At 56.8% G+C, this 13045-nt stretch carries 8 protein-coding genes; all 8 read left to right on the forward strand.

Annotation, left to right across the window (positions count from 1 at the left end):
* Nucleotides 1–2: 2 nt before the first annotated feature.
* The 8 genes from ACQKLP_RS13680 (at nt 3) to ACQKLP_RS13715 (ending at nt 13031) form a co-directional block, all read left to right on the forward strand.
* Nucleotides 3–1088: an efflux RND transporter periplasmic adaptor subunit gene (locus ACQKLP_RS13680; RefSeq protein WP_427323308.1), complete on the forward strand. Its 1086-nt coding sequence runs from the start codon at nt 3–5 to the stop codon at nt 1086–1088.
* A 4-nt stretch (nt 1089–1092) separates the two neighbouring features.
* Nucleotides 1093–4194: an efflux RND transporter permease subunit gene (locus ACQKLP_RS13685; RefSeq protein WP_427323309.1), complete on the forward strand. Its 3102-nt coding sequence runs from the start codon at nt 1093–1095 to the stop codon at nt 4192–4194.
* Between the two features lie 30 nt (nt 4195–4224).
* Nucleotides 4225–4422: a hypothetical protein gene (locus ACQKLP_RS13690; protein ID WP_427323310.1), complete on the forward strand. Its 198-nt coding sequence runs from the start codon at nt 4225–4227 to the stop codon at nt 4420–4422.
* 210 nt (nt 4423–4632) lie between these two features.
* Nucleotides 4633–5235, forward strand: coding sequence for an RNA polymerase sigma factor (locus tag ACQKLP_RS13695; RefSeq protein ID WP_427323311.1), 603 nt, complete (start codon nt 4633–4635; stop codon nt 5233–5235).
* A 47-nt stretch (nt 5236–5282) separates the two neighbouring features.
* Nucleotides 5283–6425: a FecR family protein gene (locus ACQKLP_RS13700; protein WP_427323312.1), complete on the forward strand. Its 1143-nt coding sequence runs from the start codon at nt 5283–5285 to the stop codon at nt 6423–6425.
* A gap of 132 nt (nt 6426–6557) precedes the next feature.
* Complete coding sequence (locus tag ACQKLP_RS13705; RefSeq protein ID WP_427323313.1) at nt 6558–9971, forward strand: TonB-dependent receptor; 3414 nt, start codon at nt 6558–6560, stop codon at nt 9969–9971.
* A gap of 22 nt (nt 9972–9993) precedes the next feature.
* Nucleotides 9994–11850, forward strand: coding sequence for a RagB/SusD family nutrient uptake outer membrane protein (locus tag ACQKLP_RS13710; protein ID WP_427323314.1), 1857 nt, complete (start codon nt 9994–9996; stop codon nt 11848–11850).
* 20 nt (nt 11851–11870) lie between these two features.
* Nucleotides 11871–13031: a DUF5000 domain-containing lipoprotein gene (locus ACQKLP_RS13715; RefSeq protein WP_427323315.1), complete on the forward strand. Its 1161-nt coding sequence runs from the start codon at nt 11871–11873 to the stop codon at nt 13029–13031.
* Nucleotides 13032–13045: the final 14 nt, after the last annotated feature.

Raw genomic sequence — 13045 nt, forward strand, 5'->3', positions numbered from 1 at the left:
GCATGAAAACATATACGATCCCCCTGTTGCTGGCCGCTGCCGCCGCTTTCGGCGGATGCAAGCACTCCCAGGCGGAAGACACCGAAAAAGCCACCTTCGCGCTCAGCGACACGATGCTGGCCACCATCAGGATAGACACCACGGCCGTAAAACCCGTCGAAAACGAACTGCGCCTCTCCGGCAAAGTGACGCCAGACCTCAGCAAAGTGCTCAAATTATACCCGATCGTGAGCGGCTACGTGAAAGACATTAAAGTACAGCTGGGCGATTACGTGAAAAAAGGACAGGTGCTCGCCGTGATCCAGAGCGGTGAGATCGCCGATTACGATAAACAGCTCGCCGATGCGCACTCCGACCTCGCCATCGCCGAAAAAAGCCTCAAAGTAGCGCAAGACCTCTACCAGAGCCAGCTTTCCACGCAAAAAGACGTACTGAACGCCGAAGAGGAACGCAATAAAGCCCGCGCGGAAATCGGGAGGCTCAACGAGCTGATGAGACTCTACCGCAAAGGCAGCGGCTCCACTTCCATCGTAACAGCCCCCATCAGCGGATATATCATCGAAAAGAACATCAACAACGGGATGGAGCTCCGGGCAGACAACAGCGCCCATATGTTCACCATCTCCGAGCTCGACGAAGTCTGGATCATGGCCAACGTCTTCGAAACAGACATCGCCAGGGTACAGGAAGGGTACCCGGCGGATGTGACCACCATCAGCTATCCCGACCAGACTTTCCACGGCAAGATCGACAAAGTGTACAACGTGCTCGATCCGGATACCAAGACCATGCAGGTCCGCATCCGGCTGAACAACGAAGGCATGCTCCTCAAACCGGAAATGTTCGCCACCGTGCTGCTCAAATACCGCGAAGGCGCCGAATTGCCCGCCATTCCCAGCTCGGCCGTCATTTTCGACAAGGGGAAGAATTTTGTGATGGTGTTCCGCGACCGGAACAATATCGATACCCGCGAGGTCAAAGTTGCCAAATCGCTCAATGATATCACCTACATCAGCCGCGGGCTGCAAGCCGGCGACAAAGTGATTTCCCACAATCAACTGCTTATTTACGACGCCCTGAACGACTAACCGCATGAACAAATTCATTAGAAATATCGTAGGATTTTCGCTCAGGAACCGGTTCTTCGTGTTCTTCATGCTGGCGGTGCTCACCGTCGGCGGCGTAGTCGCCTATCTGCATACGCCCATCGAAGCTTTTCCGGACGTGACCAATACCCAGATCGTTATTGTATCGGAATGGAACGGCAGGAGCGCGGAAGAAGTGGAGCGCTTCGTGACCACGCCCATCGAAATATCCATGAACGGCGTCCAGAAAAAGACGAGCGTGCGCTCCATCACCATGTTCGGCCTGTCTGTCATCAAGATCATTTTCGACGACGATGTGGAGGATTTCTTCGCCAGGCAGCAGGTCAATAACATGCTCCGGAACGTATCGCTCCCCGAAGGCGTAGAGCCCGAAGTGCAGCCGCCGTACGGCCCCACGGGCGAAGTGTTCCGGTATTGGCTGAAAAGCCCCCATCGCGATTCGCGCAGCCTGCTCACTTATCAGAACTGGGTGATCGACCGCCAGCTGCGGAGCGTGCCAGGTGTGGCGGATGTTGTCGCCTTCGGCGGACAGGAGAAGATTTACGAGATCACCGCCGATCCCATCAAGCTCGCCAAATACGACATTACGCCCCTCGAACTTTACCAGGCCGCGGCGCAAAGCAATATCAACGTGGGCGGCGACGTGATCGAGAAGAACGGCCAGGCCTACGTGGTTCGGGGGATCGGGCTGCTCGACAATATTCAGGACATCGAAAACATCATCATCGAAAACGTGGACGGAACGCCTATTCTCGTCAAGAACGTGGCGAACGTACGCGAAACGTCGCTCCCCCGCGTAGGCCAGGCCGGCCTGAACGAGATGGACGATATCGTGGAAGGGATCGTGGTGATGCGCAAAGGGGAGAACCCTTCCGAAGTGCTGGCGCGGATCAAAGACAAAGTACAGGAACTGAACGATAAGGTGCTGCCCGGCGACATTAAAATGGAAACCTTCTACGACCGCGACGTGCTCATGAAATACTGCACCGAAACGGTGATGCACAACCTGCTGGAAGGGATCATTTTCGTGACGGTGATCGTGTTCATCTTCATGGCCGACTGGCGGACGACGCTCATCGTGGGGATCATCATCCCGCTGGCGCTCCTGTTCGCCTTCATCTGCCTGAAACTGAAAGGCATGAGCGCCAACCTGCTCAGCATGGGCGCTATCGACTTCGGGATAATAATAGATGGGGCGGTGGTGATGGTGGAAGGGATATTCGTGATGCTCGACCATCGGGCCAAACAGTTCGGGATGGAGAAATTCAACCGGATGGCCAAGCTGGGATGGATCAAAAAGACCGGCGGAGAACTGGGCAAGGCCGTTTTCTTCTCCAAACTCATCATCATCATTTCCCTGCTGCCCATTTTCTCTTTCCAGAAGGTGGAAGGGAAGATGTTCTCGCCCCTGGCCTGGACGCTGGGTTTTGCGCTGCTCGGCGCGCTGCTGTTTACCCTGACGCTCGTGCCGGTGCTGACCTCCATCCTTTTGAACAAAAACGTCCGCGAGAAGCACAACCCCGTGGTGAACTTCTTCAACCGCATCGTGATGGGCGGTTTCAACTGGACGTATTCCCATAAGAAATTGTCGCTGCTGCTGGCGGTATTGTTCATGGGGGCCAGCTTCGGTTCCGCGAAATTCCTTGGCTCAGAGTTTCTTCCGCAGCTCAATGAAGGGGCGCTGTGGGTGGAAGCGAAGCTCCCCATGAGCATGTCGCTCAATGAAACCGTGCAGTTCGTCCATAAATTCAGGAAAGAGCTGGGCAGTTTCCCGGAAGTGAACGGGGTGCTGTCGCAAACGGGCCGTTCCAACGACGGTACCGACCCCAGCGGGTTCTATTACGTGCAATGCCAGGTGAACCTGAAACCCAGGAAGGAGTGGGGCCGCAAGATCACAATGGACCAGCTCGTCGAGGAAATGGACAAGCGCCTGCGGCAATACCAGGGCGTGGTGTACAACTACTCGCAGCCCATTATCGACAACGTGGCCGAAGCCGTGGCCGGCATCAACGCCAGCAACGCGGTGAAGATTTACGGGGACGATCTCAACGAGCTCGACCGGATCGCCAACCAGGTGATCACGCAGATACAGGACGTGCGGGGGATCAAGGACGTGGGGATTCTGCGGAACATCGGCCAGCCCGAGATGAGCGTCCGCCTCAGCGACACGAAAATGGCGCTCTACGGCGTAAAAACGGCCGACGCGCAGGCCGTGATCGAAATGGCCATCGGCGGTAAAACGGCGACGCAGCTATACGAAGGCGAGCGCAAGTTCGACGTCCGCGTGCGGTACGACGCCGATTACCGGAAAGACGAGGTAGACCTGCAGAACCTCATGGTGCCGGCCATGAACGGGAAGAAAATACCCTTGAAAGAGATCGCTACCATTTATACGCAAACCGGTCCGGCGTTCATTTACCGCGACAATACCAAACGGTTCATCGGGGTGAAATTCTCCGTCCGCGACCGGGACCTGGGCAGTACCATCGCCGAGGCGCAGGCCAGGGTGAACAAGGGCATCCAGTTGCCGAAAGGGTATGCTATCGGGTGGACGGGCGAGTTCGAGAACCAGGTGCGGGCTACGAAGACCCTGGGGCAGGTGGTGCCCGTCAGCCTCATCGCCATCTTTATCATCCTGTTCATTATGATGGGCAGTGTGAAAGACGCGGGGCTTATTCTCATGAACGTGCCGTTCGCGCTCATCGGCGGGATCCTGGCGCTGCATGTGTCCGGCATCAACTTCGGGATTTCGGCGGGAGTAGGTTTCATTGCGCTGTTCGGGATATGTATCCAGAACGGGGTGATCCTTATCTCGGTGTTCCACAAAAACCTCCAGGCCCGGATGCCCCTGAACGATGCGATACGCCACGGCGTGGAAGAGCGCATCCGGCCGGTGGTGATGACCGCCCTCATGGCCGCGATCGGGCTCATCCCGGCGGCAGTGAGCAGCGGCATCGGGTCGGAAACCCAGAAACCGCTGGCCGTAGTGGTGATAGGAGGGCTGATCACGGCTACCGTGCTCACGCTCCTCATCTTCCCCCTCATTTTCTACTCCGCTTACCGGCGGAGATACGCAAAAACGCTTTGATTATTTATTTCACCATAAAAAACAAACACAATGAAAAAGATCATGTTTCTGATGGCCGCCGCGATGATCGTTACTGGTGGCATGACAGCAGCTTTCGCTCAGGAAAAACCCGCCGCTAAAACAGAGCAGCCGGCCAAACACGCCGCGAAAGCAGAAAAAATGGAGCAAAAGAAAACCGCGAAACACCATCACGCGGAAAAGAAGCAGACAGTTAAAAAAGCTGGTTGATAGGCCAGTCATAGGTTTTAGTTCGCATAAATAGGTTGATAGCATTCACCGGTGGAAGTTTTTCCACCGGTATCAACATCCTCTCCGCCCTGCCTGATCAATAGCCAACGCAGGGCGGATTTTCCATTTGTGAAAATACTATCACTTAAAGAGAAGATACGGTTCACCCATTTACGTGGTTGTCACTACTTTAGTTAAGCATCCCAAGTGATGAACACGTCAACCACACACGAACAGGAATTACTGATACGGTTATCGGAGGGAGACGGCGCCGCCTTCGCCGAATTATTCCACGGATACAGGGACCGTATTTACGCTACGGCCGTCAGGCTGATGGGCAGCCACTCCCATGCGGAAGAGATCGTACAGGAAGTTTTCATGAAAATCTGGCTCAACCGGAGCTCCCTTCCCCAGGTCACCTTTTTCCGCGCCTACCTTTTCACTACCGCACGCAACCATATATTCAACAGCCTTAAACAGCTGGCCCGCGAACGCACGGCCGACATCCTCCATGCCGAGCCCGCCTGCAAGGGCACCGAAGAAAGGGTGCTGGGCCGCGACTTCGAGCGGGTGCTCCAGAACGCCGTCCGCCAGCTGCCGCCCCAACAGGAGCGGGTGTACCATCTCAGCAAGGTAGAAGGGCGCCCCCGGCATGAAGTGGCGCATCTGCTGCAACTGTCTCCCGAAACCGTGAAAGTGCACCTGGCCCGCGCCATGCGCTCCATCCGCGAATATTGCACCGCCCGGATGGACATTCCCGGCCTCATCCTCTCCTCGGCCTTCGCTTCGGAACTATTTTTTATGGTCGTGTAACCCATCCTCATTTCCTTATTGTCTCATTACTACACAAGCAAGCATTCATGAAAGCTTCGAGATTCGCGCATTTGTTCCATAAGTATCGGTCTGGCCAGGCTACGCCGGAAGAGGAAAAAGAATTCCTCGATATGGTGGCGGCTTCGGGCCACGACGATGAGCTGAAGGAAGCGATCGGCGGGATGCTCGAAAACGGGCTGGACGATGATGCCGCCATGCCGGAAGAAAGCGCGGAGAAAGTGCTGGGCGAAATCCTCCGCGACGAAACGCCCCGCCGCAAGACGCGCATTTTTACCTGGGCCGCCGTGGCCGCGGGGCTGCTGATGCTCCTGGGCATCGGCTTCCTCCTGAAAACGCAGCGCAACGGCCAGCCGGGCGCCGAAACCGCGCGCACCCAGATATCGCCGGGGAAAGACCGCGCCACGCTGGTGCTCGACGATGGCCGGGAGATCGACCTGGAGCGCGCCGGCAACGATACCATCGGCGTGCAGCAGGGGCTGATGGCGCAGGTGAACGGGAACGCACTCCATTATGATACCACCGCCGCCGAGCCGCCCACCATCAATACCATCCGTACCCCGCGGGGCGGCCAGTTCAGGGTGGTGTTGCCGGACGGGTCGAGGGTGTGGCTCAACGCCGCCTCGTCTATCCGCTTCCCGACGGTGTTCAACGCCGGCGAAAGGAGGGTGGAAGTGGAAGGGGAAGTGTATTTCGAAGTGGCGAAACGGCCCCAGCAGCCTTTCATCGTGAAGGCAGACGGGATGGACGTTCGGGTGACCGGCACGCATTTCAACGTCATGGCCTATTCCGACGAATCCAGCATCGAGACCACGCTCCTCGAAGGCGGGGTAAAGGTGTTCGGCGGCGGATCGGAAGCCACGCTGGTACCGGGGCTCCAGGCCGTGATGAACAGGCAGGAAAACGACATCAAAGTAAGAAAAGCAGATACCGACCGGGTGATCGCCTGGAAGGAAGGAAGATTCGAATTCAGGGGAAATATTCGTGGCATCATGCGGCAAATAGCCCGGTGGTACGACGTAGACATTATTTACAAAGGAAATACCGATGGAAAGAATTTCGGCGGCGCCATATCACGGACGGAAAAAATAGAAGACGTCCTGAAAATGCTGGAATTGACCGGAAGCATACAATTTGAGATCAACAATAATACCGTAACAGTCATTCCTTGATCACCTAACATGAGTACGTAAGAGAATTTCACACAACAAAAGTAACCGACGGAGATACTGGAAAACCGCCACCCGGACGCCGGGCAGGGTTCCTGTTGCCTCCTCATTCCGAGCAACCAAAATTAATCCTTTATGCAACGACTACGCTTCGTTCAGAAGACGTTGCTATGGCTGTGCTTTGCCCTTTCCCTCCAGTTCCAGGCCAGGGCATACGCACAACAGGTAACGATCCACGTTAAGAATTCATCGCTGGAAGATGTGATGAAACAAATCCGCCAGCAAACCGGCTTCCTCTTCGTTTATGACCTCGACATGCTGGGAGACGCCCGCAACGTGACGGCAGACATATCTGCCGCACCGCTGGAAAAAGCCCTGAGCGCGGTGTTCGACGGACAGCCCTTTTCCTTCGCGATCGTCGACAAGACGGTAGTGCTGAAGAAAAAGACTGCCGCAGCAACCGCCGCCGCCAGATCCGCCCGAATCATGAAGATCAGGGGCATGGTGTCTGACGAAAGCGGACAGGTGCTGCCCGGCGTCACCGTCCACAACAGGCAAAACAAAGCCAATGCGCTGACAGACGCGCTCGGCACTTTCACCATCGACGCGGAAAAAGGCGACTCCCTGATCTTTACCATGATCGGGATGCAGCCGTTCACCGAAGTGGTGCGCGAAGAAAAGCTCCTGAAGATCACGCTCAAACAGAAAGTTTCGGACGTAGGCGAAGTAGTGGTAGTAGCCTACGGAACGCAGAAGAAAAGCAGCATGGTGAGCGCGGTAACGTCTATCAACCCCAAAGAGCTGAAAGGCCCCACCAGCAACCTCACCACCATGCTCGCAGGCAGGCTGAGCGGCGTGATCTCGTACCAGCGGAGCGGGGAGCCCGGGCAGGACAATGCCAGCTTCTTCATCCGCGGCATCACTACCTTCGGTACCGGTAAAGTGGACCCGCTCATCCTCATCGACGGCATGGAGTCTACCACCACCGACCTGGCCCGCCTCCAGCCCGACGATATCTCCGGATTCTCCATCCTCAAAGACGCCACGGCTTCCAGCCTCTACGGCGCCCGCGGTGCCAACGGCGTAGTGCTCGTGAGCACCAAAAGCGGCCAGGAAGGGAAAACCCGGTTCCTCGTGCGTTTGGAAAACTCCTTGTCGACCAACACCCGCAACTTCAAATTCGCCGACAATATCACTTATATGAAACTGGCGAACGAAGCCGTGCTCACCCGCGATCCCCTGGGCGATCTGCCATATACCCAGGAAAAGATCGAGCGTACGGCCGCGGGAGACGATCCGCTGCTGTACCCGAACAATAACTGGATCAAGCAGCTCATCAAGCCGTCTACCAACAACCAGCGCCTCAACTTCTCCATGAACGGGGGCGGAAAGGTAGCACAGTATTACATCGCCGGTACTTACAACATCGATAACGGTGTGCTGAAGGTAGACAAGCTGAACAACTTCAACAGCAACATCAAGCTGCGCAACTATTCCATCCGTTCCAACATCAATATTAACCTGACGCCCACCACGGTCGGCATCGTCCGTACCTACGGGCAGTTCGACGACTATAACGGCCCCATCGGCGGCGGCGCCACGCGGTTCTCGCAGGCGGTTTGGGCCAACCCGGTCGATTTCCCGGCCGTGTACCCCAAAGAATACGCGCCCCAGCTGAACCACCCGCTCTTCGGCAGCGCCGTGATGCGCGGATACGGCAGCACGCCCGGCGACGGTGGCAACCTGTTCTTTAATCCCTATGCCCTTTCCGTTTCCGGTTACCAGGAATCCAACACCTCCAACCTGCTCGCCCAGCTGGAAATCCGGCAAGATTTCAAGTTCGTGACGCCCGGACTGCAGGCACGCGTCATGGCCTATACCGAGCGTTTCGCCTCCTTCCAGGTACAGCGCGGGTATCAACCGTTCTATTATAAACTGCAGCCCGGCATCGACGGCGAGCCCCCGCGCCTGCAGCCCCTCAATACCAACGGCACGGAGTACCTCAGTTATTCCCCGAGCGACAAGGTAACCGGCACAACATCCTACCTGGAAGCTGCCGTGAACTACAACAGGAATATCAACAAGCACACCTTTTCGGGGATGCTGATCACCATTTTCCGCGGGTACCTCACGGGCAACGGGCGCACGCTGCAAACCTCGCTGCCATACCGGAACCAGGGCGTGAGCGGGCGTTTCACGTACGATTACGACGACCGCTATATGCTGGAGGCCAACTTCGGGTACAACGGCTCCGAACGTTTCGCGGCGAGCCACCGGTACGGGTTCTTCCCCTCGGTAGGCGCAGCCTGGAACGTATACCAGGAAAAATTCTTCGAACCGTATGTGCACCTGGTAGACAAACTGAAGGTCCGCGGTACTTACGGCCTCGTGGGCAACGACCAGATCGGCGGTGAGCTGGACCGCTTCTTTTACCTGTCTGACGTAAACATGAACGACGGCGGCCGCGGGGCCACCTTCGGCGAGCGTTACGGGGTATACAAACCCGGCGTTTCCGTTCGGCGGTACGAGAACAAATTCATCAGCTGGGAGAAATCGCAGAAAGCCAATATCGGGATCGAGCTGGGACTGTTCAACGCGCTGAACCTGCAGGCAGACATCTTCCGCGAGCACCGTTCCAACATCCTCATGCAGCGGAATACCTTGCCCACCACGCTCGGCCTCAACGCGCCCATCAGCGCCAATGTGGGCGAAGCGGAAGGGAAGGGGATCGACCTCTCGCTCGATTACAACTTCAAATTCAAACGCAACGCCTGGCTCCAGGTGCGCGGCACGTTCACCTTCGCCCAGAGCAAACTGCTGGTGAACGAAGAGCCCAAGTATAAGGATAACGAATCGTACCGCTCGCAGGTAGGGCAACCGCTCAGCCAGCGTTGGGGCTATATCGCGGAAAGATTGTTCGTAGACGACCAGGAAGTACTGAACTCTCCCCAGCAGAATTTCGGGCAGCGGGTATACGGCGGCGACATCAAGTACCGCGACGTGAACCGCGACGGTGTCATCAACTCTGCAGACGCGGTGCCCATCGGCCTGCCGCAAACGCCGGAGATCACTTACGGGTTCGGCGCTTCCATGGGCTGGAAAACGTTCGATTTCAGCTTCTTCTTCCAGGGATCGGCGCGCTCGTCGTTCTGGATCGATTCCTACATCACTACGCCATTCGTACAGAACGGCGGCGGCCAGCACGGTTTGCTGAAAGTGATCGCGGAAGACCACTGGAGCGAAAGCAACCGCAATCTATACGCCTTCTGGCCCCGCCTCAGCAACTACTTCGTGCAGAATAACTACCAGTCTTCTACCTGGTGGATGCGCAGCGGCGATTTCCTGCGGCTGAAATCCGTGGAGCTCGGCTTTACGCTGCCCGACCGGATGCAGAAGCGCCTGAAGATGACCAACACCCGCATCTACGCCAACGCCATGAACCTGTTCGCCATCAGCAAATTCAAACTGTGGGACGTGGAAATGGGCGGCAACGGGCTCGGTTACCCGGTACAGCGCGTCGTAAATGCCGGCATCAGCCTCGGATTCTAACGTGGACAAAAACTGAAATGTCATGAAGAAACTCATATATATCGCCGGTTGCCTGCTTATGCTGTCTGCCTCCGGTTGCAAAAATTTCCTGGACGTAGTGCCCGATAACGTGCCTACGATCGACAATGCCTTTACCATCCGGCAGGAGGCCATGAAATACCTGTTCACCTGCTATAGCTACCTGCCCCGCAGCAGCGACCCCAGCACCAACCCCGGCATCTCCGGCGGCGACGAATTCTGGATGATCAGGCCGTATGCGATAGACGACCGGGCTTTCCAGCTGGCGATGGGGTACATGTCGCCCTCCGCGGTTTACCTCAGCGGCTGGGGCAACAATTACCGCGCCCTGCGCGACTGCAACATTTTCCTTGAAAACATCGGGAAAGTGGTAGACATGCCCGACTACGAGCGCATGCGCTGGATCGCGGAGGTGAAGTTCCTGAAAGCGTATTATCACTGGCTGTTGTTCCGCCAGTACGGCCCCATTGCGCTGGTAGACAAAAACCTGCCCACATCCGCCACGCACGAGGAATATAAAGTGCGCCGCACGCCGGTGGATTCCGTCATCAGCTACATCTCCAACCAGATGCTGGAAGCCGCGCAAAACCTGCCGCCGGAAATCGCGGACCGGTCGTCCGAACTGGGCCGCATCACGCAGCCCGCCGCACTGGCCCTCCGCGCCCGCGTGCTGCTCACGGCCGCCAGCCCGCTTTTCAACGGCAATCCCGATCACGTGCTGCCCGGAAAGGAAAACGAAAAGCTCTTCTCCACCACGTACGACGCCACCAAATGGGACCGTGCCGCCGAGGCCTGCAAGCTCGCCATCGAAAATGCGCACAGGAACAAGCACAAGCTCTATACTTTCAGCGATATCGGCACCACGCTTTCCGATACGATGACCACCCAAATGAGCATCCGCAACGCCGTGTGCGAAGACTGGAACCCCGAAATCATCTGGGGCAATTCGAACTCCTCTTCATGGAACATCCAGCGCATCTGCATGCCGCGCCTCGATCCGGACAGGCTGGCCAACGAGCAGGTGCTGGGATCCTACGCGCCGACCCTCAAAATCGCGGAGCAATTCTATACCGACCACGGCGTGCCCATCAATGAAGATAAAAACTGGGACTATGCGGGCCGGTACAATCTCCGCAAAGCCACCGCGGCCGAAAAGGAACTGATCCAGGAAGGATATACCACCGCCAGCCTGCATTACAACCGCGAATTACGGTTCTATGCTTCCCTGGGTTTCGACGGCGGTGTTTGGTACATGAAAAACAAAACCTTCCATATCGAGAATAAGCTCGGCCAATGGCAAAGCCGGAAAAACATCTATGACTACAACGTAACCGGTTATTACGCCAAGAAGCTCATCCACTGGAAAAACGAGATCCAGGCCGAGCAGAGCGTGCATATCGAACAGTACGCCTGGCCGGAAATGCGGCTGTCTGACCTCTACCTCATGTATGCGGAAGCGCTCAACGAATCGAAAGGCCCCGTTGCCGAGGCGCTCGAATACATCAACCGCGTTCGTGCCCGCGCGAAGCTGCCTACCGTACAGGACGCCTGGACGAACTGGTCCCGCAATCCCGGGAAATATACCACCAAAGAAGGCCTCCGCGCCATCATCCACCAGGAAAGGCTCATCGAGCTCGCATTCGAAGGCGCCCGGTTCTGGGACCTCCGCCGCTGGAAAACCGCTACCGAAGAACTGAACAAACCCGTCATGGGATGGGACATGCTCCAGGAAAAAGCGGAATTCTATTACCGCCCGCGCCTCATCTGGCGCCAGTCTTTCCAGATGCGCGATTACCTCTGGCCGATCTATGAAAACGATCTCCTCATGAACGAAAACCTGGTGCAGAACCCGGGATGGTAAAACCTTCAAACCGCAAGATCATGAAAATGACATATATCCTGCTGACGGCGGCCTTCCTGGCCGCAGCCTGCGGAAAAGAAACCCACGAGCCCGTGAACCCCAAAGGCGGCAGCCCGGCCACCATCAGCAACGTGCTGGTCGAAAACCTCAACGGATCGGCTAAAATCACCTATAGCCTGCCCGATGACAACGATGTGCTCTACGTAAAAGCCACCTACGAAATGCGCCCGGGCAAAACGCGCGAAGTGAAAAGCAGCTACTACAACAACTTCCTCGTGGTAGACGGCTTCGGCGACACGCTCAAACACCAGATCAAACTCACCGTCGTAACCCGCAGCTCCGTGGAATCGGCACCGGTGAACGTGGAAGTGGAGCCCAAACTCCCGCCGGTACTCATGATCCGGAGAACGTTCAAGGTACGCGAAGACTTCGGCGGCGTGAACCTCTCCTTCACCAACGATACCCGCGCCGAGATCGCCATCGTGGCCATGACAAAAGATTCCACCGGAAAGATGAAGGAATTCAACACCTTCTACACCAAATCGGTCGGCACGAATTACTCGCTCCGCGGATTCGAAGACACCAAACGCGAATTCCGGTTTTTCGTCCGCGACCAATACGGCAATTACAGCGATACGCTCACGGGCGACTGGGTACCGATGTACGAAAAGCAGCTCGACCGCAGCAAGTTCCGGGAAGTCATCCTCCCGGGAGACATCCCCGACGGATGGCAATTCTATCCCATCCCCAACCTCTGGGCCGGCACCATGTGGCATAGCGCCGACAAGCTGGACGGCATGCCGATGTGGATCACGTTCGACCTCGGCGTAGTGGCGCAACTGAGCCGTATCGGCCTCTGGCAGCGGCCCAACGAATGGTTGTACATGCAAAACAACGTTCGCCAGATCGAGATCTGGGGCATGGCCACCACGCCGCCGGCAGACGGCAGCTGGAACGGCTGGACGCGCCTCCTGGAGCACACGCTCATCAAACCCTCCGGCCTGCCGGTAGGCCAGCTTTCGCAGGAAGACCGGGACAAAGGCGCCGCCGGCGAACAAATGAACGTGCCGCTCACCATGCCCAAAGTGCGATACATCCGCGTGAAAATCCTCCGTACCTGGACAGACGGCGGATATGCCGCCAACATCCAGGAAATGCGCTTCTGGGGGAATGACAAGTAATCCGTAAAACCGAA

Origin of the sequence: Chitinophaga sp. NPDC101104 (assembly GCF_050277495.1) — a bacterium.
In the GTDB taxonomy this organism is placed as follows: domain Bacteria; phylum Bacteroidota; class Bacteroidia; order Chitinophagales; family Chitinophagaceae; genus Chitinophaga.